This window comes from Faecalibacterium sp. An121, assembly GCF_002160915.1.
GTDB lineage: Bacteria > Bacillota > Clostridia > Oscillospirales > Ruminococcaceae > Faecalibacterium > Faecalibacterium avium.
Genome location: NZ_NFLM01000014.1, coordinates 1 through 26,272, shown reverse-complemented (window position 1 = coordinate 26,272; position 26,272 = coordinate 1). Strand labels below are relative to the sequence as shown.

The 26,272-nt window shown below is 46.2% G+C and carries 23 protein-coding genes and 2 pseudogenes; 24 read left to right on the top strand and 1 reads right to left on the bottom strand.

Annotation, left to right across the window (positions count from 1 at the left end; genetic code table 11):
- Positions 1–31: 31 nt before the first annotated feature.
- The 24 genes and pseudogenes from B5E66_RS08680 to B5E66_RS08565 all read left to right on the top strand — a co-directional run.
- Entirely contained in the window at positions 32–541 is a 510-nt protein-coding gene (locus B5E66_RS08680; RefSeq protein ID WP_143406959.1) for a hypothetical protein, read from the top strand.
- Positions 531–1,250 (top strand): CpsB/CapC family capsule biosynthesis tyrosine phosphatase, encoded by a 720-nt coding sequence (locus B5E66_RS08675; RefSeq protein ID WP_087231581.1) that lies wholly within the window; start codon positions 531–533, stop codon positions 1,248–1,250. The genes B5E66_RS08680 and B5E66_RS08675 overlap by 11 nt, the downstream gene beginning before the upstream one ends.
- Positions 1,247–2,266, top strand: a complete 1,020-nt coding sequence (locus B5E66_RS08670; RefSeq protein ID WP_158098349.1) for an LCP family protein — start codon at positions 1,247–1,249, stop codon at positions 2,264–2,266. The genes B5E66_RS08675 and B5E66_RS08670 overlap by 4 nt, the downstream gene beginning before the upstream one ends.
- 20 nt (positions 2,267–2,286) lie before the next feature.
- The gene (locus tag B5E66_RS08665) at positions 2,287–3,105 is read left to right on the top strand and encodes a YveK family protein (protein ID WP_087231575.1); all 819 of its coding nucleotides are present in this window, start codon (positions 2,287–2,289) and stop codon (positions 3,103–3,105) included.
- Entirely contained in the window at positions 3,102–3,875 is a 774-nt protein-coding gene (locus B5E66_RS08660) for a CpsD/CapB family tyrosine-protein kinase (RefSeq protein ID WP_158098346.1), read from the top strand. Before B5E66_RS08665 ends, B5E66_RS08660 begins: the two co-directional genes overlap by 4 nt.
- Before the next feature lies 1 nt (position 3,876).
- Complete coding sequence (locus B5E66_RS08655; protein ID WP_087231568.1) at positions 3,877–4,593, top strand: hypothetical protein; 717 nt, start codon at positions 3,877–3,879, stop codon at positions 4,591–4,593.
- 161 nt (positions 4,594–4,754) lie between these two features.
- Positions 4,755–6,107 carry a sugar transferase gene (locus tag B5E66_RS08650; protein WP_087231565.1) on the top strand — a complete coding sequence of 451 codons (1,353 nt, stop codon included), beginning with the start codon at positions 4,755–4,757 and terminating at the stop codon, positions 6,105–6,107.
- Between the two features lie 48 nt (positions 6,108–6,155).
- A complete protein-coding gene (locus tag B5E66_RS08645) occupies positions 6,156–6,572 on the top strand; it encodes a serine O-acetyltransferase (protein ID WP_206393050.1) in 417 nt (138 codons plus the stop codon).
- A gap of 187 nt (positions 6,573–6,759) precedes the next feature.
- The gene (gene tagD / locus B5E66_RS08640) at positions 6,760–7,212 is read left to right on the top strand and encodes a glycerol-3-phosphate cytidylyltransferase (RefSeq protein ID WP_087231562.1); all 453 of its coding nucleotides are present in this window, start codon (positions 6,760–6,762) and stop codon (positions 7,210–7,212) included.
- A gap of 71 nt (positions 7,213–7,283) precedes the next feature.
- On the top strand, positions 7,284–8,438 hold the full coding sequence (locus tag B5E66_RS08635) for a CDP-glycerol glycerophosphotransferase family protein (RefSeq protein WP_087231559.1): 1,155 nt from the start codon (positions 7,284–7,286) through the stop codon (positions 8,436–8,438).
- On the top strand, positions 8,435–9,622 hold the full coding sequence (locus B5E66_RS08630) for a glycosyltransferase family 4 protein (RefSeq protein ID WP_087231556.1): 1,188 nt from the start codon (positions 8,435–8,437) through the stop codon (positions 9,620–9,622). Before B5E66_RS08635 ends, B5E66_RS08630 begins: the two co-directional genes overlap by 4 nt.
- The gene (locus tag B5E66_RS08625) at positions 9,600–10,805 is read left to right on the top strand and encodes a glycosyltransferase family 4 protein (RefSeq protein WP_087231553.1); all 1,206 of its coding nucleotides are present in this window, start codon (positions 9,600–9,602) and stop codon (positions 10,803–10,805) included. Before B5E66_RS08630 ends, B5E66_RS08625 begins: the two co-directional genes overlap by 23 nt.
- The gene (locus B5E66_RS08620) at positions 10,802–11,881 is read left to right on the top strand and encodes a glycosyltransferase family 1 protein (protein WP_087231550.1); all 1,080 of its coding nucleotides are present in this window, start codon (positions 10,802–10,804) and stop codon (positions 11,879–11,881) included. Before B5E66_RS08625 ends, B5E66_RS08620 begins: the two co-directional genes overlap by 4 nt.
- Positions 11,882–11,896: 15 nt before the next feature.
- A complete protein-coding gene (locus tag B5E66_RS08615) occupies positions 11,897–13,129 on the top strand; it encodes an O-antigen ligase family protein (protein WP_143406958.1) in 1,233 nt (410 codons plus the stop codon).
- Entirely contained in the window at positions 13,104–14,279 is a 1,176-nt protein-coding gene (locus tag B5E66_RS08610) for a glycosyltransferase family 4 protein (protein WP_087231545.1), read from the top strand. The genes B5E66_RS08615 and B5E66_RS08610 overlap by 26 nt, the downstream gene beginning before the upstream one ends.
- Complete coding sequence (locus tag B5E66_RS08605) at positions 14,251–15,705, top strand: lipopolysaccharide biosynthesis protein (RefSeq protein WP_087231542.1); 1,455 nt, start codon at positions 14,251–14,253, stop codon at positions 15,703–15,705. Before B5E66_RS08610 ends, B5E66_RS08605 begins: the two co-directional genes overlap by 29 nt.
- 352 nt (positions 15,706–16,057) lie before the next feature.
- On the top strand, positions 16,058–17,110 hold the full coding sequence (locus B5E66_RS08600) for a polysaccharide biosynthesis protein (protein WP_087231539.1): 1,053 nt from the start codon (positions 16,058–16,060) through the stop codon (positions 17,108–17,110).
- The gene (locus B5E66_RS08595; RefSeq protein WP_087231536.1) at positions 17,107–18,312 is read left to right on the top strand and encodes a capsular polysaccharide biosynthesis protein CapF; all 1,206 of its coding nucleotides are present in this window, start codon (positions 17,107–17,109) and stop codon (positions 18,310–18,312) included. The genes B5E66_RS08600 and B5E66_RS08595 overlap by 4 nt, the downstream gene beginning before the upstream one ends.
- Positions 18,309–18,836 (top strand): PglD-related sugar-binding protein, encoded by a 528-nt coding sequence (locus B5E66_RS08590; RefSeq protein ID WP_087231534.1) that lies wholly within the window; start codon positions 18,309–18,311, stop codon positions 18,834–18,836. The genes B5E66_RS08595 and B5E66_RS08590 overlap by 4 nt, the downstream gene beginning before the upstream one ends.
- Positions 18,833–20,005 (top strand): non-hydrolyzing UDP-N-acetylglucosamine 2-epimerase, encoded by a 1,173-nt coding sequence (gene wecB / locus B5E66_RS08585; protein ID WP_087231531.1) that lies wholly within the window; start codon positions 18,833–18,835, stop codon positions 20,003–20,005. Before B5E66_RS08590 ends, wecB begins: the two co-directional genes overlap by 4 nt.
- Positions 20,006–20,032: 27 nt before the next feature.
- Positions 20,033–21,064, top strand: coding sequence for an NAD-dependent epimerase/dehydratase family protein (locus B5E66_RS08580; RefSeq protein ID WP_087231528.1), 1,032 nt, complete (start codon positions 20,033–20,035; stop codon positions 21,062–21,064).
- A gap of 14 nt (positions 21,065–21,078) precedes the next feature.
- Entirely contained in the window at positions 21,079–22,311 is a 1,233-nt protein-coding gene (locus B5E66_RS08575) for a nucleotide sugar dehydrogenase (RefSeq protein WP_087231526.1), read from the top strand.
- Positions 22,312–22,335: 24 nt separating this feature from the next.
- On the top strand, positions 22,336–23,712 hold the full coding sequence (glmM, locus tag B5E66_RS08570; RefSeq protein ID WP_087231522.1) for a phosphoglucosamine mutase: 1,377 nt from the start codon (positions 22,336–22,338) through the stop codon (positions 23,710–23,712).
- Positions 23,713–23,932: 220 nt separating this feature from the next.
- Positions 23,933–25,354 (top strand): annotated as a pseudogene (locus B5E66_RS08565) (deoxyguanosinetriphosphate triphosphohydrolase family protein); the annotation flags it as partial.
- A gap of 309 nt (positions 25,355–25,663) precedes the next feature.
- On the opposite strand, the pseudogene B5E66_RS08560 reads toward B5E66_RS08565, so the two are convergent.
- Positions 25,664–26,136, bottom strand: a pseudogene (locus B5E66_RS08560) (IS256 family transposase); the annotation flags it as partial.
- Between the last annotated feature and the right edge of the window lie 136 nt (positions 26,137–26,272).

Sequence of the window (26,272 nt, the reverse complement as noted above, 5' to 3'; positions counted from 1 at the left end):
GGATACCTTTGGGTACAAAGGAGGAAAGGGCATGGCGTTGGTTTTATCCGAACACAACGGGTGGACCATGCCGCCATGCAGCAAAATGGATGCTGTTTGCCCCACAGGCGAGAGCTGCACAAAATCGCATCGAACCGGCGCAAAGCGCCGGTGTGAAGGAGCGCAGAGCTTGCTGGATCCAGGCCAAAAACAGCCCGAAGACATGCGCAGAAAGGCGAAGCGTTGGAACGCCCTCGACAAGGCTTTCGCACAGCATAGCACAGAAAAATGTGGAAAGTGTATTGGAATCGTAGGGGATGAGTGGCAGCCTGAGTCATTGGCAGGATTGGACAAAGGCGAGCGTTGGGCCGGCAGGAATTTTGCACCCTGCAAGGCAGACGGGAAGAAACCTCTGGGATGTACCGATAAACTGAATGGATGTGTTCCTGCAAATGGTGTGCTGAGATTGCAGGATACACCTGAAAAGCTGACGCCGGATCAGCGCCAAAAGCTGGAGCAGCTCCTGGGTCAAACAGAAAGGACAGAGCTCCATGCAGCTTAAAACGATCGATTTACATAGCCACATCCTGCCGGATTTTGATGACGGCAGCCAATCGGTGGAAATATCCCTGGCCATGCTGCGGCGGGAGGCAGAACAGGGCGTGGATGTGGTCTGCGCCACTTCCCATTATTATGCGCACCATGAAGGGATCGACGCATTCTGCGCCCGGCGGGCGGAGGCTCTGGAGCGCCTGTCCGCTGCCATGACGGATGACCTGCCTCAGGTACTCCCGGCGGCGGAGGTGACCTATTTCTCTCACATGGAGGAGCGGGACCTGGAGCCGCTGTGCATCCGGGACACCCGGACCCTCATGCTGGAGATGCCCTTTACCGACTGGACCGATCTCCAGGTGGAGACGGTGGAGGCTCTGGTCCTGGACCGCCGCTATGATGTGGTACTGGTCCACCCCGAGCGATTCTGTTTCAGCAAGTCCAACAAACACAAGCTGAAGCAGTTGGCGCAACTGCCCATCGGGCTGCAAGTCAATGCGGGGAGTTTGCTCCGCTGGGGCACCCGGCGGCTGGCGCTGGACCTGCTGCAGATGGCCCATATGCCTCTGCTGGGCAGCGATTGTCATAACCTGACATCCCGTCCGCCCAATCTGAAAGAAGGAAGAAAAGTCGTTATGCAGAAATTGGGAGAGGACTTCCTCACCAAAATCGACCTCAATGGGGAATGGGTCACCATCCCCACTACGGAGGCACCATGAGCCGGTATGGACGTAAACGGGTCAGCCGGCGGGATGTGCTGAAAGCGGCAGGCGCTTTGGCAGCATCCGTGGCCGCTCTGGGCGGCGGGGCCTGGCTGTTGCAGCGAATGGACGATGAGCAGGACCGTGTCAACGCCTCGGACAGCTACACCACCAACGACCACCGTACCGCCGCCGAGCTGAAGGAGATCACTTATAAAGGCAAGAACTACCGGCAGCGTCCGGATCTCGAAAGTTACCTCTTTTTGGGCATCGACGTCATGGGCCCGGCGGTGGGTACTCAAAGTTATGTGGCTGGCGGCCAGGCCGATACTCAGATCCTTCTGGTGCTGGATAACGCCGCCAAGACCTGGCAGCTGCTGCAGATCAACCGCGACAGCATGGTGGAGGTGCCGGTGCTCAGTATGATGGGAACGGTGGCCTATACCATCAAACAGCAGATCGCTCTGGCCCACGCCTATGGCAATGGCCGGGAGCAAAGCTGCGAAAACAATGTGTTGGCAGTGTCCATGCTGTTGGACGATCAGCCCATCGACGGATATTTTTCCCTGAATATGGGAGGTGTGGGCATCCTGGTGGACCTGATCGGCGGTGTGACGCTGACGGTGACCTCGGACTTTTCCGCCATCGACCCGTCCCTTGTGGAAGGGGAGACCATCACCCTCAACGGCGAACAGGCTTTCGAGTATGTTCGCCAGCGCCAGAACGTGGATGACCAGACAAACCTGGCCCGTATGGCCCGGCAGCGGCAGTTCCTCACTGCGTTTGAAGAAAAGGTGAGGGGGATGGACCCGGAATTTGCGGTCACTGCTTATGAGGAACTGTCGGAGTATGTCATCACGGACATGGCCAGCGGCACCGCAGTGGATATCGCAGATAAACTGAAAACCTATACAGAACAGCCCTTGCTCACCATCGATGGCGAAAACACAGTGGAGGACGGCTATTGGGCTTACTACCTGGATGAGGACAGCTTGCAGGAAACGATTTTACAGCTGTTCTATGCAGAAATTTGAAGGCAGGAGAAAGAAGACGGATGGAACAACAAAACCGCAATGACATGGCATCGCCCAACATACAGACGCCGGTGGTACGGCAGCAGCGGGCTGATACAACAGAGATCGACCTGGTGGAGGTATTCTACCTGCTTTTGGACCACTGGTGGCAGATCTTTCTCTGTCTGGTGCTGGGGGCAGGGATCGCCTTTGGGGTGACAAAATTTCTCATGACCCCCCTGTATAAGGCTACGTCCAGCATCTACATCGTTTCGGCCTCCAACAATTCAGTGGTGGACCTGACCGATCTGCAGATCGGCGCTCAGCTGACCGCGGATTATCAGGAACTGATGCTCAGCCGGCCGCTGCTGGAGGATGTGATCAAAAACCTGGAACTGATGGATGCAGAAGGTGAGAAGTCCATGAGTACAAGGGCTTTGGCCGAGATGATCCAGATCACCAACGCCACAGATACCCGTATTCTGGATATCACCGTGACCAGCCCTGATCCCAGGCAGGCGGCGGACATCGCCAATGAGCTGGTGGAACAGGCCTGCATCTACCTGCCCCAGATCATGGAGACAGATGAACCCAATCTGGTGGAGTCCGCGATCCCGCCCACCGAAAAATCCAGCCCCAGCACCGCCCGCAATGTGGTACTGGGCGGGATGCTGGGAGCAATCCTCTGCTGCGGCGTACTGCTGCTGCGGTATCTCATGAACGATACCTTCGTCACTCCGGACGATATCGAAAAGTATTTTGGCGTGCAGCCTCTGGCCACCATCCCTGAGACAAATATGGGAGGATTCGATGAGGCGAACAAAAAACGCAGATGGTTCAAAAAGAGAGGTGCCAAATGAAGGAACTGGAAATCAGCAGAATACCGCAGCTGTCCTTCGAGGTGACTGAGGCCCTCAACCAGCTGCGGATCAACCTGGGCTTTTGTGGGGACCAGATCAAGACCATTATGGTGACCAGCAGTGTGCCCAACGAAGGAAAGAGTTTCATCGCCATGCAGCTCTGGCGGATGATGGCGGAGGTGGGGACCCCGTCGCTGCTCATCGACTGCGACTTTCGCAATTCGGAGATGCGCCGCAAGTATGGACTGCACAGCGCCGATAAAGAAAAGCTGCTGGGCGCGGCCCACTATCTGGCGGGCAAGACGGATGTGCAAAACATCATTTATAAAACCAATATTCCCAACGGCTATATGATCCCGGTGACGACCGCCATCGTCAATCCCACTATCCTGCTGGAAAGCGCCAACTTCGCCAGGATGCTGGACTACTGCAAAGAGCATTTTGCCTACATCCTGGTGGACACACCGCCGCTGGCCAGTGTGGCCGACGCGCTGAATATTGCCCGATACTGCGATGGTAGTGTGCTGGTGGTGCGCAGCGGCGACACGCCCCGCAAGGTGGTGGACAACTCGGTGCAGATGCTGCGGCGCACAGATACGCCGCTGCTGGGCCTGGTCCTCAACCGTGCCGATGTAAGCGGGCGATCCAGCGTCTATTATCATCGCTATTATCGTTCCGGCTATTATTACAAAGGTTCCCGTTATGGCTATGGATATGGCGGTAGTCATACCAGAGATACAGGAAAAACGACCGACAATGGAGGTAAGTAACATGCGTAAACAATGGATCTTGAAGCTGACCAGCGTTTCTCTGGTGGCAGTGATGGCGGCGGCCATGGGCAGCCAGGCTCTGGCCATCGATTGGCATCCCAGCCGTACCCAGAGTGAGGTGGAGGTGAGCGAGTCCACCACCACGACCACCACCGGCAGCACCATTACTGTGACTACACCTACGGGTGATCAGGTGCAGGACTCGGAAGCAGCGGTGATCCAGGTGACACCGGTCTCGGTGACCCTGACGGCCAACGCTGCCGTAGAAGCGGCCAACCCCGGTGCTACGGCTGAACAGCTGGCGGCAGTTGCTACCGAGAGCGGCCTGAGCTATGCGGCCAACGGTCAGCTGAATAACCTTTACAACCAGGTTACCAACGCGGAAAGCACCGAGCAGCTGCTGGAAACCACGGCTCCTGCCGCTGCTGCAACCTTTGAGACGACTGTGGGCGCGTCGGCCAGTGAGTACGCTCCCATTGCCCTGTACGACGTGGCCGCCTCGGCCAGCGCGGAGGCTGTCATTGCGGAAAGCGGCAGTGTACAGGTGGCCATTTCGGTGCCTGGTGTGGCTGACGGCACCCAGGTGGTGGCGATCTGCTGGGACCGCAACGGCAACTCCCGCACCGTGCCCGTGCGCGTCGTGAACGGCGTTGTGTACCTGACCGTCTACAGCTCCGGGCCTGTCATGATCATGGCCCGGACACAGGTGCAGGGCTGAGTTTGAAAAAGGCTTTGGGGTAAAAGGCAGCCGGCCTGAAGAAAAGTGTAAAAGACAGTAAGGACTTGCGAAAAGGGCTGCTTTCCAGACACAACGTGTGGCAGGGAGGCAGCCCTTACTTTTGAGGGGTATTTGATATTGAAGGATTGCGGAGGAAACCTATGTCGAAATTTCAGCACGATGTGATGCTGCGTGTTGTGAAGCTGTTGGATGTATTTCTCGTTGCAGTGCCGTTCGCAGTATGCTGGTTTTTTTACTATGCAAAACATATTCACACTCCATTTGGTTGGATGGGACATGCCTGCATACTGGCACTCTATGCGGGGCTGTACATCATTCTTGGAAAAGTATACGATGCCTTTTTGATGTCCATGCAGCGCGTTTCAGAACTGGTTTACAGCCAGATCCTGGCAGCCATGGCGACCGACGGACTGATCTATATTGTGATCTGTTTGCTTTCCGCAAAACTGTGCAATCTGATACCCGGTATGGCAGCCATTGCGGGCCAGTGTGTGATGGCTGTATTGTGGGCGTTTATAGCGCATCGCTGGTATTATGACACGTTCCCGCCTCAGGCGACAGCGGTGATTTACGATGAACGTCATGGGATGGAAAAACTCATCAATGAGTATGACCTGAACTTAAAATACAATGTCAGAACAAGCATGCATGTGAAAAAATGCCTGGACGATCTGCATGCGCTGGACGGCATGAAAACTGTATTTCTCAGCGGTATCCACAGTCACGACCGGAACATTATTTTGAAGTACTGTGTGGCGCGGGACATCAGTGTGTTTGTGGTCCCGCGAATCGGCGATGTGATCATGAGCGGTGCGTATCCGATGCATATGTTCCACCTACCCATGCTGCGGGTCGGGCGATATATGGCAAACCCTGAATATCTGTTTATCAAGCGTGCGATGGACATTGTGTTGTCGCTCGCTGCACTGGTGATCACCAGTCCCATCTTCCTGGTAACTGCCATTGCCATCAAGTCGGATGGCGGGCCTGCATTTTACAAACAGGTGCGCCTGACAAAGGACGGAAAGCCGTTCGAAATCATGAAGTTCCGCAGTATGCGGGTGGATGCAGAGAAGGATGGTGTGGCGCGGCTTTCGACCGGCGATAAGGACGACCGCATCACGCCGGTGGGGCATATTATCCGCAAGTGCCGCATCGACGAGCTGCCCCAGCTGATCAACATCCTGAAGGGGGATTTGTCCATCTGCGGCCCCCGTCCGGAACGCCCTGAGATCGCAGCACAATACTGCGAGGAGATGCCGGAGTTTGCACTGCGTTTGCAGGCCAAGGCGGGACTGACAGGGTATGCGCAGGTGTATGGCAAGTACAATACAACGCCCTACGATAAGCTGCAAATGGACCTGATGTACATTGCACATCCCAGCATCATTGAGGACCTGAAAATTATGCTGGCGACGGTGAAGATTTTGTTTTTGCCGGAGAGCACGGAGGGGATCGCAGAAGGGGCAACGACGGCGATGAGCGGGGAATGAAGAGGATACTATCCGGATAGGATATGTTTTTATGCATGGAGGAAATAAATGAATAGTAAATTGTGGAAGCTATCTCATAAATTATATGCGCATGGGTACAGACGTGTAGGAAGGACTTTGGAATTGATATACAATGTATTAAATGCAAATAGTATTTCCACTGAAGCGGAGATAGGCTGTAACACGGTATTCTTTTATCATGGCCTTGGATGCGTGGTACATAGAGACTGTATTATTGGAGATAATTGCAAGATTTTCGGGAATGTGACGATTGGCTGTAAGTGGTCGAATGGAGTTAATGATGGGAAGCCGCCGCATATAGGTGACAATGTATTGATTGGTGCTGGAACGGTTATTCTCGGCGACATTTATGTTGGCGAGAATTCGATTATAGGAGCGAACACAACAGTAATAACAGATGTGCCAGAGAAACTGTATTGCGATTGGAAGTCCGGCAAGAATTGAGTTGAGAAGCAGAAAATGAAGACAAATAGTAGTATTAGTAGTATGGAGCCTCCGATTACTTCTGCGATAATTTAGCGCGTAAAGATTGTTACTAAGCTTATACAACGTAGAAGAAAGCAGAGATGACGAATCTGCGCTAGATATCAATGATGATTCAAGCCTTTGGAAAAATACAAGGAGAACGAGAATGAAACGAGTTATTACATATGGCACTTTTGATCTGTTGCACTATGGCCATATCAATCTGCTAAAAAGAGCAAAGGCTCTTGGTGACTATCTCATTGTGGCCGTTTCTTCTGATGAGTTCAACTGGAATGAGAAACACAAGAAAACCTATTTCACCTATGAGCAGCGAAAACAGCTCCTTGAAGCAATTCGTTATGTTGATCTTGTTATTCCCGAAGAAAACTGGCAGCAAAAACGTTCAGATATGCATGAATATTGTGTGGATACCTTTGTTATGGGCGATGACTGGAAAGGTAAATTTGATTTTTTGAAAAAAGAGGGCGTGGAAGTTGTATATCTGCCCAGAACACCGGAAATCAGCACCAGCCAAATTAAGCACGATTTGTATGATGCGAACGCGGTTGACGGTAAGAGCATGACTTCACATGAGGAGATTAATACTGATCCACAGTGACAAAGCGAACGTGTGGTAATAAATAAGTTTATAGCAGGAATAATTGACGAAAGAAGAAAGAAACACAAATCATGAGGGATAGACTGATTTACATTTTGAAACACAACAAGCTCATTCAAAAGCTATATATTGTGATTATGAGCTTAGTTTTCAAAGCATGGGGTTTTTTCATAAAAACGGATGACAAGCTAGTACTCTTTGTCTCTTTTATGGGCAAGAACTTCAATGACAGTCCTAAAGTTTTGTATGACTATATGCAATCTCATCCGGAATATAAAAAGTATCGTTGTGTTTGGGCATTTGAGAACCCCGAAAACTTTCCGGAGCTTGACACAGTGAAAATTGATACACCTGCGTATTTCAATATAGCACTCAAAGCTAAGTACTGGATTACGAATACCAACATTGAGCGTGGTCTAAAGTTCAAGAAAAAGAATCAGGTGTATTTGAACACATGGCACGGTATTGCGCTCAAGCTTATCGGTAACAATTGCCCTGGGAGGAAGGACTATAATTTTGACACGCTCGATTATCTTACCGTTTCGGGGGACTATGATGAGCGTGTGTTCAAAAGAGCTTTCAATGCAAAAGAGTCCAGTTACCTTCGCTGTGGTATGCCCCGCAATGAGGAACTATGGCTTATAGATGATGCTGTAAAGAACAGGATAAGAAAGAAACTGGGTATTCCAGAAGAGAAAAAGGTTATCCTGTATGCACCAACATGGCGTGAATCCACTGATGGCGGCAAATCCTATGCTATCAAGCCTCCGGTTCACTTCGATGAGTGGAAAAAAGAACTGGGGGATGAGTATATTGTTTTGTTTCGTGCCCATCACCAGACCACAAAGGTGCTGGGAGTAGAATATAACGACTTTGTCCGTAATGCCTCTGATTATCCTGATGTCAATGATTTGATGATTGCAGCGGATATTCTTATTACGGACTATTCTGCAATAGCGTTTGATTATTCAATTTTATGCAGACCGATTTTTTGCTATGCATACGACTATGACAGCTACCTGGCAGAGCGTGGTACATACTTTGCAATAGATGAGAAGTATCCCAACAAAAGTTGTCGGACTGAAACTGAGCTGCTGCAGCGAGTCAGAAGTGTTAATTATTGGACAGAGTGTCTGAATACAAAACGATTCCGTGACGAGTTTGTACAGTATGGCGTGGGTGCTACTGAGACTTGTATTAAAAAGATATTCGGAGAATCTAAATGAAAATACTTATGTGGATGGCGGGCAACTTTGATAGAAGAACTCCATCGGAGCATTTGTTAGTTGCAATAGTTCAAGCTTTGTATACAGAGGGACATACAGTCCATATTATTCAAAAGAGTACTGGAGGACCATTGCCTAAACTTCCCAAAAGGCTGGTAGAGCTTGGTGTTACTACGGATTGCGTTCCATGCCAATTGGCTTCTAAGGGTAACTTTGTTGCAAGATACCTTGTTGAATTACAGTATGTGTGGAAATGTCGAAAACTAATCAAAAAATACAGAAATTATGAAGCGATTTTTAATCAGTCAAGCACTGTAGCAGGCTTTATGGCATTTGTAGCAAAGCATATTATGCCTAAAGCACGGCTTACTTACAATATTCAAGATATCTTTCCAGAAAACGCTGCCTATATTGGCAGCATAAAAGGAATTATATATAGAATTTTGTCTGCAGAGCAACAGTACGCTTATCGTCATGCAGATCAGCTTATCACAATTTCAGAAGATATGAGAGAATTGCTGATTGAAAAAGGTGCAGATCCAAAGAAAATTCAGGTCATATATAATTGGAGCTACTCAGACAATCCATACTGCTACGAAGAGGTGTACAGTAAAAAGATTGCAGAATATCTTCCAATGAATACATTCAATGTTGTATATGCGGGCAATATTGGAACTATGCAGAATGTTGATATTGTTGTTGCGACTGCCAAACTGATGCAAAATGAAAGTGATATTCATTTCCACATCTTTGGAGACGGTATATATAAAGAACGGCTTCAGCGCAAAGCAGAAAGAATAAACAATGTTTCCTTCTGGCCGATGCAACCATCTGATCTTGCTCCCAGTATTTACAGCATGGCAGATGTGAATATTATTCCTCTTGCCCCTAACATCTACCGAACAGCTCTTCCGAGTAAAACAGCAACTTGCATTGCTTGCCAAAAACCAATTATATTTTGCTTTGGTGCTGAGTCACTTTTTTTGAAATCAATTCAAGAGATAGGATGTTTTTTTGAATGTAATACACCGCTGGAAATCCAAAAAGCTATATTGGAAATCAAAAATAAAAAAAAGAATGTAAAAGTGGTTGCCAATTTTTCCCCCTTTAGCCGGACAAAAAATAGTAAAGAATATGCGCAGATAATTACAGGAGTTAAAAATGAAAATTGCAGTTGTTTGTGATGCACATATTTTCCGAACATCAAATAATGAATATTGGTGTACTAGTGTTTACGGATATAGTTTTTTTCAAAGATTCTTTGATGTCTTTGAAAAGGTTAGAGTTGTAGCAAGAGTTAAGGAAAAAGAGCTTCCTCTTGGAGAAAAGTATTTACGGGTGGATGGTCCAAATGTTGAGATTTATCCGGTTTTCTTTTTCCAGGGCCCAAGAGAATTTCTTTCACATATAGGGGCAGTTATTTCTTCATTACATGGCTTTGAAAAAAGCTGTGATGTTGTATTATACCGGATGCCGTCGACTACCGCTCAAATGGCATATCTTATGACTCGTCAGTGTTCACAACCCAAAGGTATTGAAGTTGTATATAACCTACATGATGAGCTTGTTGATTCTATTCTAAGCAAGCCAAGAAAGATTATAAGCTGGCTTAACCATATATGTGTAAGAAATGCCTGTGCAGATAGAAAAATTAATGGCGTTGCTTATGTAACAAAAAGAACCTTACAAGAGTATTATCCATCATTTTCACGAATAAATAAACCGGATGAATTGCATTTTGAGAGCCATTACTCAACAATACAATATAGTGGTAAGTATATTGGTAAGCCAAAAAAATATAAAGGAAAAAAGCATTGGTTAATTTCTCATGTCGTGATTCATATTCAATCAAAGTATCGTGGCCATGAAACTATGATTCGTGCGTTAAAAAAAGTAAGAGAAAATGGATTTGATGCAGAAATTGAATTTATTGGTGATGGGCCTATGGTTCCACATTTTAAGAATCTAGCTGATCAACTTGGAGTAGGGAACTATGTTCATTTCATAGGACTTCTTCCGTCTGCGGCAGATGTAAATAGACATTTGCGAGAAGCTGATATTTTTGTTTATCCAACTCATTTTGCAGGATTGCCGAGAGTTTTAATTGAAGCTATGGGTGCAGCGCTCCCTTGCATTTCTACTCCAGTTGCAGGTATTCCTGAAATACTAGATCCAGAAGATTTAGTTGGGCCTGACGATGACAAAGCCCTAGCAAAGCGATTAATAGAACTTTTTAATGATCCTGAGTATTTGGAGAGAAAAAGTAGAGAAAATTTGGAGATTGCAAAGCAGTATACAAACGAAATTCTGCAGGTCAAAAGAAATAAATTCTATGAAAAGCTGAAGAAGTGTGTGAAAATAAAATGAAAGTATTGCAAGTTCTTGGCAGTCTAACATATGGTGGCGCTGAAACGATGGTTATGAATTACTATCGTCATATTGACAAAAGTATTTGCCAAATTGATTTTATTGTTCATGGTAGAGGTAATGGGGTATATGAAGATGAGGTTATCAGCAATGGTTCAAAAGTGATACATTTACCTACTGCGGGAAAACTTGGTTTTTTGAAGTATGTGTTGATTCTGTATAAGACGATTATTAACAATGGTCCTTACGATGTCGTTCACGCACACACGAACATACAGGAAGGAATGGTGTTACTTGCAGCAAAAATGGCAGGTGTTCCAATTCGAATAAGTCATTCACATAATACTAGTTTTAACACAAGTGCAATGAAACTGAATATTAATAGAATGCTCCTAAAGTTTAATGCAAACAAAAAACTTGCTTGTGGAGAAGTTGCGGGTAAGGCATTTTATGGAAATAACGATTTTGTAGTGGTAAACAATGCGGTCGAAGTCAAAAAATTTTTAAGCGTGCCAGAAAGTAGCGGAAGTGCATTAAGAACAAAGTTTGGAATTAGTCAAAATGCTATCATAATTGGGCATGTTGGAAGATTTGTAGATCAGAAAAATCATGAATTTTTATTAGAATCCTTTTCAGATGCAGTCAACGATAATCCATATTTAAAATTGATTTGTGTAGGAGAAGGAAGTTTACTCCCTCAAATGAAACAGTTAGTAAAAAAAATGTCAATTGAAGAGAATGTATATTTTATAGGTAGCTGGTCAGATATGCCAAGTATTTACCAAATGTTTGATGTGTTTGTATTGCCGTCTAAGCATGAAGGCCTACCGCTTACGCTTGTTGAAGCACAGGTATCAGGGCTAAGATGCTTGGTAGCTGATAATATTACAGATGAATGTGATTTGGGACTGAATTTGATTAATTACATTCCTTTGGATAGGAAAATTTGGAGTCAATATTTCGCCCTATTAAGAAAAAAAGTGGAAATAACTGATAAATGTAGGTTGGAAAAGGCGGCCGAACGATATAATATCGAGAAACAATGCGCTAAACTTTTGAATATCTATAGAAGCTAATGTGAGGTGGTGATTTTGAATTTGAATAACAGAAAAGTCTACATAAATTTTGCTGGGTTTAAACTATTTCAAGGGAAAAAGGCAGCGAATTACTTATTATATCTGAGCTTTTGCGTTAGCATGTTTTTACTTCAAGATAGTCATGACCAATCTACGTACATGATTTATTATGGTTTGGGAGCATTAATTTTTATTCGCAACATAAGAAAAGTAAAAGCGGTGAGATTTGTAGGGCTGGCTTTTATATTGTATTTTGCTTTTGTAGCATATGCTACTTGTGGACTATTCTGGGGACCGTCTACTCAAATTCCATCTTATAAGCTATTTATATTTGGAGCTGTGATATTTTTTTCGGTTTACGTTGAATTATCTTCCATAGATGAATGCGAAAGAATGATTCGGGTATTGTATATAGCTAGTGTAATTCTATCGATTTATTTCATAGCAAATATGTCATCTGGCAAGGAAGGAGGACGTACAACTGTTGAAGGGTTAAATGTTATTAATGCGGGGGTTGTTGCGGCAATTGGATCAATATCAACATTTTATTTGGTAAAGCATGAACAAAAAAAAGGTTATTACATTGCGCTAATCCCTACTTATTTTGTTGTTTTAATGTCGGGAAGTAAGTTGGCACTATTTTCATCAGTTGCAATGCCATTTCTATTTTACTATTTCTGTAATGGACAGATTACAAAAAAATTGAAAATCATTTTTGTCGGACTGTTTTGTATGCTTTTGGCAGTCATAGCTATCTTTAAGGTGGAAATACTATATAATACTGTTGGGTATCGCATAGAAAGCCTTTTACAAGTACTGTTAAGCGGTCAAGAAGGCGATGATACGCTTAGGATTATTATGATACAGAAAGGAATTGAATTATTTAAAACGAGCCCATTATTTGGCGTAGGGTTTGACTGCTACCGGCTTTTGAATGGCTGGACTAGTACATGGTCGCATTGTAATTATATAGAGGTATTATCATGCTTGGGAATAATTGGATTTATTCTTTATTATTCTCGATACTTAGTACTTCTGAGGGAAATCTTCCATTCTAAAAGAGCTGACTTAATTAACAGTGCTTTTGCAAAAGCCCTAATTATTAGCATTATTATTTTGGAAGTTGGTATAGTAACCATGCATACAGCGCTGTATCAATTTTTGTTTGCACTTGCATATCGGTTGGGGACGACGCTATCAGATACGGAGGAGAACAATATCAATGAAAATACTAGCAGTAACATTTGATGTGGAACTTCTTGGTGGAGCAAATCGATCATTTTTGATGGTGATAGAAAATCTAAAAAAAAAATATAATCATACAATAAAGGTTATTATCCCTGGAAAAGGGCCCATCGAAAAAGAACTTATTAGCAAGGGAATACTATATGATATTGTTGATCTGCCACAGACAGGTTGTGTACTTTGTGGTGAAAAAAAAGATTTACTTAGAAAATGTAAGGCTAATATAAAAGCCGCTATACATTATCTGAAGGCTAATATAAGATACAAAAGTTATATAGAGTATGATTTAGTATATATTAACGGAACAAGCCAGCTCTTTGGATATTATATTGCAAAAAAAATGCATAAACCTTTCGTCTGGCATTTCAGAGGATATTTAACAGAAAATCATTACTATTGTTTTAGCCAGACAAAGATATTCAATGATAATTGTGGGAAAATAATAGTTATTTCTAAGTCAATGTTTCAAAATCTCCCAGAGCTGCTAGGAATAGATTGTAAACATATGACTGTTATTCCGAATGGCCTTGAAATGATGCTAGGAAGAAAAAAAACAATTCTTTGCAACAATAGTGTTAATTGTGTGCTTTGTGGAAGATTGATTAGCATTAAAGGACAAATGGAGGCAATTGAAGCATTATACATATTGAAAAGACATGGAATTAAAAACGTATATTTGCATTTTGCGGGAGACTTGAATGCTGGTAATAAAAGATACATTGAAGAACTTAAAAAAGTTACTAAAAAATATGATTTGCAGGATAAAGTGATATTTGAGGGACAGATAGATGACATGACTAACTTCAGAGAAAAAATGGACATTGAATTGATGTGTTCGATAAATGAACCATTTGGTAGAGTAACAGTAGAGGGAATGAGGAGCAATCTTTTGGTGATAGGTGCGAATACTGGTGGGACATTGGATATAATTAATAATGGCTATAATGGGTTGCTGTATGAACAAGGAAATCCGGAAGACTTAGCTGAAAAAATTTTATATGCACTTAATCATCCAGATAAAGCTCAAAAAATTTCAGATAATGCATACGAGTTCTCTAAAAATAACTTTACAATTGATGAAAATGTAAAAAAAATCAATGAAGTTCTGATGGAGGTTAAAATACATGCCCATGAACGACAGCGTAAAAGCTAAAATGGCATCAGGACTAGTGTACAGTTTTGCAGAAAGAATGGGTGCGCAGCTCGTCAGCTTTCTAGTTTCTATAGTCTTGGCAAGAATTCTTATGCCTGATGAATACGGGTGTGTAGCAATTGTGACTGTTCTGATTGCGATATGCGATGTCTTTGTTACACAGGGATTAGGAACAGCTTTAATTCAAAAAAAGGATGCGGATGATGTAGACTTTTCGACAGTATTCTATGCAAATATTGTATTTTCAATTGTGCTATATTTTATTTTGTTTATTAGTGCGTCATTTATTGCAAGATTTTATAGTTATCCTATACTGGATTCTGTTATTCGTGTAATGGGCATTAAAATAATCTTGTCATCGATTAATTCTATTCAAAATGCTTTTATATCTAAACGAATGATGTTCAAGAAATTTTTTTATGCTACATTGATTGGAACCATTATCTCTGCGTTTGTTGGGATTGGAATGGCATACAATGGATTTGGTGTATGGGCACTAGTAGGTCAATACTTAACGAATTCGGCGATTGATACAGTCATGCTTGTTCTTTTGGTTAGGTGGATACCTCAAAAAGCCTTTTCGTGGGTGTCTTTTAAGTCTCTTTTTTCCTATGGATGGAAAATTTTAGCTGCGGGCGTTATTGATGAAATATACAAGGAACTTAGAACACTTATGATTGGTAAAGTTTATTCAACGACAGATTTGGCCTACTTCAATAAAGGATCATCATTCCCCAATCTTCTTATGAGCAATGTGAACACAGCAATCAATACAGTAATGTTTCCAGTGATGGCTAATGCTGAACGTGAACAAATAAAGGGAATTATGAAAAGAACCCTTAAAACAAGTACTTTTTTGGTATTCCCGATGATGGTAGGGTTAGCTCTTGTGTCCGAGAATCTGGTGAGATTTTTACTTACCGAAAAATGGATTGAATGTGTGCCATATTTGCAGGTATATTGTGCTGTATATGCAATGTATCCAATTATTACGTTAAATAAGGATGTTATTAAAGCAATCGGAAGAAGTGGTACTTATTTGAGAATGGAAATTTTGAAGAAATTGATTTTTGTGATTATTCTAATTTCATTTGTCCAATACGGTACGATATGGGTTGCCTATAGTATGTTTGTCTCCATTTTTATTGAAACTATTATTAATGCATATCCAACGGGAAAGTATATTCATTACAGCTGGCTAGAGCAGCTAAAGGATGTTTTTCCTACATTGGTTAATTCCTTTATTATGGGTGGAATAGTGTATGTTGTGGGGATGATCGGTCTGAACTCTGGAGTGGAGTTAGTACTTCAGGTTAGTGTGGGAAGTATGACATATTTGTCAATTTGTCTTTTTACTAAATCACCTCAGTTAAAATATATGTACGATTTTATACGTTGTCATGTTCTAGCTAGGGTCAAAACATAATGGTAGATAAGTTACACAAGAGATATAACCTATCTGCTAATAGCTGTATAATCGCATAATTACATTGTACGCTGGGCTTTCTTGTTTATGAGCAGTGTAAAATGCATGGAGTGCTTATTACTACAAGTAAAGTTTCCTTAAATATTTGTACATTGGATCTACGGTAACCAATGTTTTATTCGATGCATGGTTGATACCGATTTGGAGAGTCGGGCGTAGTGATGCCTTCTATTATCATTCAGATGAGTTCAATAGCGTTTTTCACGGCGATTATAAAAGGCTTAAGACTTAAGTTGGGATGATGATGGATGCGAGATTATAAGATGGTTTTAATAGTTGAGGAGGAAATAATATGTCTGTCTTTAATAACTCCACCCTCATGATCACCGGTGGTACCGGTTCTTTCGGTTCCACCGTTCTCAAGCATTTTCTTGACTCCGACCTCAAGGAGATCCGTATCTTCTCCCGCGACGAGAAAAAGCAGGACGATATGCGCCACGAGCTCCAGGCCAAGCACCCGGAGAGCGCCAAAAAGGTCAAATTCTACATTGGCGATGTCCGCAACCCACAGGCAGTGCGGGATGCAATGCCCGGCGTGGATTACATCTTTCATGCGGCAGCACTCAAGCAGGTGCCGAGCTGCGAGTTTTTCCCGATGGAAGCGGTTCGCACCAACATCGTTGGCACAGATAATGTGTTGCACGCTGCCATTGATGCAGGTGTCAAGCGTGTGGTTTGCCTCTCTACCGATAAGGCAGCCTATCCCATCAATGCCATGGGTATCTCCAAGGCTATGATGGAACACGTTATCTATGCAAACGCTCGTGTGGCTGCTGAACGTGGGGGCACGACCATCTGCTGCACCCGGTACGGCAACGTTATGTGCAGCCGCGGCAGCGTTATTCCTCTGTTCATCGATCAGATCAAGGCGGGTAACCCCATCACCATCACCGACCCCAACATGACCCGGTTTTTGATGAACCTGGACGAGGCCGTCGATCTGGTGATGTTCGCGTTCCAGCACGCCAACCCTGGGGACCTGTTTATCCAGAAGGCGGACGCCTCCACCATTGGCGACCTGGCCAAAGCGGTACAGCAGCTGTTTGGCGATACGGGTACACAGATCATCGGAACCCGTCATGGCGAGAAGCTTTATGAAACTCTTATGACCCGGGAAGAGCGGCTTCGCAGCGAGGATATGGGGCATTATTTCCGCGTAGCCGCAGATAACCGTGATCTGAACTACGACAAGTTCGTGGTCAAGGGCGAGGTACATACCATGGCCGATGAGGCTTACACCAGCCACAACACCAACCGTCTGGATGTGGATGGGACGGTCAAGAAGATCCTGACCACAGACTATGTGCAGGAAGCGCTGAAAAACTGGGAGGAGAAGCGCGCATGAATATCCTCATCACCGGCGCAAAGGGCTTTGTAGGCAAAAATCTCGTCTGCAATCTGCGCAACATCGCGGAAGGTAAAAACCGGACACGCCCAGGACTGTCCATTGGTGAAGTTTATGAGTACGATCTGGACACAGACCCCGCCCTGCTTGACACATACTGCGCCAAAGCGGACTTTGTGTTCAACCTGGCCGGCGTCAACCGCCCGAAGGAGCAGAGTGAGTTCATGCAGGGCAACTTTGGCTTTGCATCCATGCTGCTGGATGCCCTGAAAAAGCACGGCAATGCGTGCCCGGTCATGCTGTCCAGCTCCATTCAGGCGACCCTCATCGGCCGCTATGGGCAAAGTGATTATGGTAAAAGCAAGCTGGCCGGGGAAGAATTGTTTTTCAGCTATGGCAGGGAGACTGGCGCCAGGGTGCTGGTATACCGTTTCCCGAACCTGTTCGGCAAGTGGTGCCGTCCCAACTATAACAGTGTGGTGGCGACCTTCTGCAACAATATTGCGAACGATCTGCCCATCCAGGTGAATGACCCTGCCACCGAGCTTGAGCTGGTCTATATCGACGATCTGGTAGAGGAAATGCTGGACGCCCTGGAAGGGAAAGAGCACCATTGTACGTTCTCCGGGCTGGATACGGTGGCCCAGACAGATGGGCGTTACTGCTGCGTCCCGACCTCGCACAAGGCTACGCTGGGTGAGATCGTGGACTTGCTGGAAGCCTTCAAGGCCCAGCCGCAGACGCTGCTCATGCCCGAGATCCCGGCAGGGAGCTTTGCCAAAAAACTGTACAGCACCTACCTGTCCTATCTGCCCAAAGAAAAGGTGTGCTTCCCGCTTAAAATGAATGTGGATGAGCGCGGAAGCTTTACAGAGCTGCTCAAAACAGCCAACTGCGGCCAGGTGTCGGTCAATATTTCCAGGCCCGGGATCACCAAGGGGCAGCATTGGCATAACTCCAAGTGGGAATTTTTTATGGTGGTCAGCGGCCGCGGCCTGATCCAGGAGCGCAAAATTGGCACGGATGAGGTCATCGAGTTTGAAGTCAGCGGCGAGAAGATCGAAGCGGTCCATATGCTGCCGGGTTATACCCACAATATCATCAACCTGAGCGATACCGAAAATCTCGTGACGGTCATGTGGGCCAACGAGCTCTTTGACCCGCGGCATCCGGATACGTTTTTTGAGAAGGTGAGTGAATGAAACGGCTGGTGATTCTGGGGGCCGGCGGCTATGGACGTACGGTGGCGGATGTGGCGGCCCAGTCCGGCCAGTTTGAGCCAATCATTTTTTTAGACGATAACAGCGCCGCGGCAGATGTTGTGGGAAAGTGTGCGGATTACCTAAATTATCTGAATGCTGATACGGTGTTTTACCCAGCCTTTGGAAACAACAAAGTTCGTATGGATTGGCTTTGCCGTCTCGAAGCAAGCGGTTGCGCGCTGCTGACGCTGGTCCATGCCACGGCCTATGTCAGTCCAACGGCGATGATCGGGCAGGGAACGATTATTTTACCGCACGCGGTCGTCAATACCGGCGTGAAGATCGGCAAAGGCTGCCTCATCAACTGCGGCGCGATCGTTGACCATGGATGCGTCATCGAGGATGGCGTACACCTTTGTCTGGGGGCCATCGTCAAGGCGGAAAATCAGGTTGCCGCACTGCAAAAAATAGAGGCGGGGGAAGTGATCGAGGCGCGCAGCTTCCCTGTGGGAGGAAATGTATGAGCGATTACAGCAAGATATCTTTTAAAAACAACGGCAAACTCAAGCTGCTGATCATTGTGGGCACACGCCCTGAGATTATCCGGCTTTCTGCGGTGATTACCAAGTGCCGCAGATATTTCGATGTGATTCTGGCCCACACCGGTCAGAACTATGACTACAACCTGAACGGTATTTTCTTCAGGGACCTGGAGCTGGCCGATCCTGAGGTCTACCTCAACGCTGTGGGCGCGGACCTTGGCGAGACGATGGGCAACATCATTGCGGAGTCTTACAAACTGATGGTCGCCATCCAGCCCGATGCAGTTCTGGTGCTGGGGGATACCAACAGCTGTCTGTCGGTCATTGGCGCGAAGCGGCTTCACATTCCCATCTTCCACATGGAAGCGGGCAACCGGTGCAAGGACGAGTGCCTGCCTGAGGAAACCAACCGCCGTATTGTGGACATCATCTCGGATGTGAACATGGCCTATTCGGAGCATGCCCGGCGCTATCTGGCGGATACCGGCTTGCCCAAGGAACGCACCTATGTCACCGGCTCCCCGATGGCGGAAGTGCTGCATAAAAATCTCGCCAAGATCGAGGCATCGGACATCCATGCACGGCTGGGCCTCGAAAAGGGCAAGTATATTCTGCTCTCTGCCCACCGGGAAGAGAACATCGACACAGAAAAGAACTTTATTTCGCTGTTTACGGCCATCAATAGGATGGCGGAAAAGTACGATATGCCGATTTTGTACTCCTGCCATCCCCGCAGCCGCAAGCGTCTGGAACAGAGCGGTTTCCAGCTCGACAAGCGAGTCATTCAGCATGAGCCTCTGGGCTTCCACGACTACAACTGCCTGCAAATGAATGCCTTCTGCGTCGTGTCGGATTCCGGCACCCTGCCGGAGGAGAGCAGCTTTTTCACCAGCGTGGGGCATCCGTTCCCGGCGGTGTGCATCCGCACCAGTACTGAGCGCCCGGAGGCACTGGACAAAGGCTGCTTCATTTTAGCGGGCATCGACACCGATAATCTGTTACAGGCCGTGGATGTGGCGGTCGAGATGAACCAAAACGGTGACCTCGGTATCCCTGTACCGGATTATACCGACGAAAATGTGTCAGATAAGGTGGTAAAGATCATCCAGAGCTATACCGGGGTGGTCAATAAGATGGTGTGGAGAAAATAATAATTGATGATTGGGGAATGAATCTATATGGGCAAAATTGCTTTTATCACTGGCGCATCGGGGTTCATCGGCTCGAATCTTGCCAAGCGTATCTTGACCACAGAACCAGATACTAAGGTCGTTGGTCTTGATAACATGAATGACTACTACGATGTCCGCATCAAGGAGGTGCGGTTGGCCGAACTCCAAAAATTCGAAAACTACACCTTTGTCAAAGGGAACCTCGCGGATAGAGCTCTCATCAACAGTATTTTTGAGCAGCATCACCCGGATATTGTGGTCAATCTTGCTGCTCAAGCGGGTGTTCGTTACTCTATTATTAATCCGGATGCATACATAGAAAGCAATATAATCGGATTCTATAATATTCTGGAAGCTTGTCGGCATTATCCAGTAGAACATCTGGTGTATGCCTCCAGCTCCTCAGTCTATGGCAGCAACAAGAAGGTGCCATACAGCACAGATGACAAGGTGGACAACCCGGTGTCTCTGTATGCAGCCACGAAGAAGTCTAATGAACTAATGGCGCATGCCTACGCAAAACTCTACAACATCCCGTGCACTGGTCTGCGGTTTTTCACGGTGTATGGTCCTGCCGGTCGCCCGGATATGGCTTACTTCGGCTTTACCAACAAGCTGGTGAACGGAGAATCTATCAAAATTTTCAACTATGGTAACTGTAAGAGGGACTTTACCTATATCGACGATATTGTTGAGGGCGTCATCCGTGTGATGAAGAAGCCGCCGGAAAAGAAAAATGGCGAGGACAGTCTGCCTATTCCGCCGTATGCTATCTATAACATTGGCAACAGTAACCCGGAAAACCTGCTGGACTTCGTTCAGATTTTGTCGGAGGAGCTGGTTCGTGCAGGTGTGCTTCCGGTGGATTATGACTTTGAAGTTCATAAGGAACTCGTTCCCATGCAGCCTGGCGATGTGCCCGTGACCTATGCGGATACGGAACCGCTAGAGCGTGACTTTGGGTTCAAACCGAGCACGCCGTTGCGTGAAGGATTACGGAAGTTTGCGGAGTGGTATAAAGCGTTTTATATCGCATGAGGAGGAGTGGCAAAATGAAAATCGCAGTCGCAGGAACCGGCTATGTCGGCCTTTCCATTGCTACATTGCTTGCGCAGCACAATGAGGTCATAGCCGTTGATATTATTTCTGAAAAGGTAGATTTGATCAATCAGAGAAAATCTCCCATACAGGATGAGTACATCGAAAAATATCTCGCGGAAAAAGCGCTCAACCTTACTGCTACTCTGGATGCTGAGACAGCCTATAAAGGGGCAGACATTGTAGTTATTGCAACCCCTACCAACTACGACAGCAAGAAAAACTTCTTCGATACATCGGCGGTCGAAGCTGTCATCAAATTGGGAATTCAATATAATCCGGACGCCATTATGGTGATCAAGTCTACCATCCCAGTTGGCTTTACTTCTTCGGTTCGTGAGAAGTATCACTGCGACAACATTATCTTCAGTCCAGAGTTTCTGCGGGAAAGCAAGGCTCTGTACGATAATCTCTATCCCAGCCGCATCATCGTTGGCACCGATGTGCAGAACGCCCGGCTTGTGAAGGCGGCGAACACGTTCGCAGCGCTGTTGCAGGAGGGAGCGCTCAAAGAAAACATTCCCACCCTGATTATGGGCTTCACAGAGGCAGAGGCGGTAAAGCTCTTTGCCAATACCTATCTGGCCTTGCGTGTGTCCTATTTCAATGAACTGGACACCTATGCCGAAATGAAGGGTCTGAATACAAAACAGATCATTGAGGGCGTCTGCCTTGATCCGCGCATTGGAGATCAGTATAACAACCCGTCCTTCGGTTATGGCGGATACTGCCTGCCGAAAGATACGAAGCAGCTTCTCGCCAATTACCAAGATGTGCCTGAAAATTTGATCGAAGCCATTGTCGAAAGTAACCGGACCCGCAAGGATTTTATTGCGGACCGGGTGTTGGAAATCGCTGGCGCTTACGAGGCTAGTGCAGATTACGACCCGGGTAAGGAACATAATGTCGTGGTTGGCGTTTTCCGCCTGACCATGAAGTCCAACTCCGATAATTTCCGCCAGTCCTCGATCCAGGGCGTCATGAAACGTATCAAAGCCAAGGGGGCAACTGTGATCGTCTATGAGCCGACGTTGGAAAATGGTAGCACTTTCTTTGGTAGTGAGGTCATAAACGATTTGGAAGAATTCAAACAGCGTAGCCAGGCTATTATTGCCAACCGTTATGACAGCTGTTTGGATGATGTAGAGGAAAAAGTCTATACAAGAGATTTGTTTCGGCGGGATTGAGAAAACTGAAACGGGGGAATTTATATGTCCAAATATTTCGGCACCGATGGCTTCCGCGGGGAAGCCAACATTGAACTCACCGCAGACCACGCCTACAAGATCGGCCGTTTCCTCGGCTGGTACTACGGCATGCTGCGCCAGCGCAACGGCGACAATGACCCGCCGCGCGTTGTGATCGGCAAGGACACCCGCCGTTCCAGCTATATGTTCGAGTATTCGCTGGTCAGCGGCCTAGTGGCTTCGGGGGCGGATGCCTACCTGCTGCACGTCACCACTACCCCCAGCGTGGCCTACATCGCCCGGGTGGATGACTTCGACTGCGGCATCATGATTTCGGCCAGCCACAACCCCTACTACGACAACGGCATTAAACTGATCAACTACTGTGGCGAAAAGATGGACAAGGAGACCCTGCAGCTGGTGGAGGACTACCTGGACGGCAAGCTGCACGTTTTCGACCAGGACTGGCCCGAGCTGCCCTTTGCCCACCGGGACCGCATCGGCTGCACCGTGGACTATGTGGCGGGCCGGAACCGCTACATGGGCTACCTGATCTCTCTGGGCATTTACTCCTTCAAGGGCGTCAAGGTGGGCCTGGATTGCGCCAACGGCAGCAGCTGGAACATTGCCAAGTCGGTGTTCGACGCCCTGGGCGCGGATACCTACGTCATCAACAATCAGCCCAACGGCCTGAACATCAATCGGAACGCCGGATCCACCCACATCGAAGGGCTGCAAAAGTTTGTGGTGGAGAAGGGCCTGGACGTGGGCTTTGCCTACGACGGCGACGCCGACCGCTGCCTCTGCGTGGATGAGAAGGGCCATGTGGTGGACGGCGACGCCATCCTTTACATCTACGGCCGCTACATGAAGGAGCGGGGCAAGCTGACCAACAATACCATCGTCACCACTGTCATGTCCAATTTCGGCCTGTACAAGGCGCTGGACGAGCTGGGCATCGAGTACGCCAAGACCCCGGTGGGGGACAAGTACGTCTACGAGTACATGGCCAAAAACAGCTGCCGCATTGGCGGCGAGCAGTCGGGACATATCATCTTCTCGAAGTACGCCACCACAGGCGACGGCATTCTGACCAGCCTCAAGATGATGGAGGTGATGCTGGCCCGCAAAAAGAAGATGAGCGAGCTGGCTGCGCCCTTCAAAGTCTATCCGCAGGTGCTGGAAAACGTCCGCGTGAGCGACAAGGAAGCAGCCCAGTCCGACCCGGATGTGCAGGCTGCGGTGGCCAAAGTGGCCGAGGCCCTGGGGGACACCGGCCGCATTCTGGTCCGGCCCTCCGGCACCGAACCGGTGGTTCGGGTCATGGTGGAAGCGCCGGAGAAGGGGACCTGCCGGCAGTATGTGGACGAGGTCGTTGCGGTCATTAAATTAAAAGGTTGATGCGAAAGGCTGTATAAACTTTATGTCAGCATAAGCGTGTATTTTAGTATTATTAAAATTCCTGCCTTTTACAAAAGAGAGCATATTCATATATTACATTAGAATTTTAAAACAGAGGAAAATAAGTATAAAACCAAAAAGGAGAGAAATTATGAATATTCTGCGGGCACCTGAAGGTTTAGCAAAACGTGTTGAATTTGAACCACTAAACTCACCCTATCGAAGCAATTTTATGCGAGATAGAGATCGGATTATGTATAGTAATTCGTTTAGGAGAATGGATGGTAAAACACAAATATATTTGACGGGTGAAAACGACCATAGGCGTAATCGACTGACGCATACACTTGAAGTTGCTCAAATTGCAAGAACCATTTCGCAAGGATTAGAGTTAAATTTAGATCTCACAGAAGCTATTGCCTTAGGTCATGACCTCGGACATACACCGTTTGGTCATGCTGGTGAAAGAATGCTAAATGAGATTATGTCACCTCAGAATACCGTTAAAATACCTGAATCACCATTTTTTAAAGATAACGAAGAATATTGGAATAACCCTTATGAATGTAATGAAGACAAACTTAAAGCAACAGTTTATGGATTCAAACATAATATGCAAAGTGTGAGGGTTGTTTCGAGTTTAGAGACTGGTTATGGAAATCAAGGACTTAATTTGACAAATTATACTCTTTGGGGAATGTTGCATCATTCTAATTTGCGTTATAAAAAAATAAATAATGGTGCAATATGTGATCCGAATTACTATAAAGAGTACGCCCAAGCGATGAGTGTGGATAATGGCCATGAAGCCTGGTCTTTTGAAGCGTTTGTTGTAGCACAAGCAGATGAAATCGCGCAGTGGCATCATGATTTAGAGGATGCATATCGAAGTCATGCTCTATCTGGAAAACATATTTGTAGTATCATTAAGGATACTTTAATTACGATTATGAATGAGGCAGACAAGAAAAATCTCCAAGATATGGAAAAAATGGTTTCATCATTTCATTCGGAATATTATGATCGATCGAAATTTGTTGCACTTGCCTCAAAAATTGTCGTAAATACATTGGTGAGCCGCATTGTCGATTGTTCGAGCCAAAACCTTTTAACGATTGTTAGAGACAATAAGTTAAGTGAAAACAATCGAGAGGATTTCTTTAAACAAAAGACAGGAGACGAAGCACGTATTAAAACGGCTATTGGGTTTGATATGTTTGATGAAAATGGCTATATAAGAAATACAATAGAAGAACAGCTTAAAAAATTCCCATGTGCGATTCAAACAGAAATTCATCATTCTCCTGAAGTGGAAAGAATGAATGAAAAGGGATGCTATATTATTAGAAAACTATTTCAGGCCTATTCAACTCATCCGCAACAATTGCCGGATATTTCTATTAAGCAGTTTATGATTGAAACCAGTGATAAAAATATAAAGTCTGGATATAATTATAGAAACAATGAAACTGCTTCTGTAGTAAGCCCAGGAAAAATTAGAAGCGATTTTGATGTTTTTTGGCATGATGATGGCAGTAATGATTTCCTGATAAGAGCTAGTATGATACGTACAATTTGTGACCATATTGCATCTATGACTGATCATTATGCGATTTCCGAGTACGAGAAGTTGTATGGTTGATCTTTGTATGAAACTGCAAAAATCGGACGCTGAGCGACACCTGCACGGAGTTTTAGCGACACCCTGCCGGAGAGCCAGCGACACCTCACCGCCCTAAAGCGACACCCCTGTGGCACATATAAAAGCTCTGCCGGGTCACTCCCAAATTTTGTGTAAAGTCCAATGAGTGCAGGAATAGAGCAAAATTTATATGTAGGCGGCAGCGGCTTGACCGTCTGCCGCCTATGTCTACAACATAACGCCGGTGGGGATGGATGTCAAGGGCGGCGAAGCCGTTCATTTAACCCTTGACATCCAGACACAGCGGTGTTACTCAGGCATACGCCCGGCGAAGTAGATCGCCATCTGTGCATGGATCATGTCCAGCCCTGCCGCCGGCCGGTCCACTTTTTGGTAATATCCATCATGGCCAGATACAGCATTTTCAGCAGGCTGTCATCGGTGGGGAATACAGATTTGGACTTGGTTACCTTGCGCAGCTGGCGGTTGAAGCCCTCAATAGTATTGGTGGTATAGATCAGCCGCCGGACCTCCTGGGGATACTTGAAGTAGGTGCTCAGGTTGGCCCAGTTGTCCCTCCAGGACTGGGAAATTTTGGGGTATTTTTTGTCCCAGAGTTCTCCAAAGACGTCCAGGGCATCCAGAGCGGCCTGTTCATCCACGGCGGCATAGACTGCCTTCAGGTCGGCCATAAGGGATTTAAGGTCTTTGTAGGACACATACTTGCTGGAATTGCGAAGCTGGTGAATGATACAGTTCTGGATCTCGGTCTTGGGAAATACGTAACCGCCCCATAATTCCCCGTCTCAGCAGATCCCATCAGTATAAGAGCAGCACTTTCTAATCCTTTTAGACACAAAAAGAGCTGCCGTGTCAAGTGCGGCAGCTCGGGGTTCCAGGGATGTTGTTAAACGATTT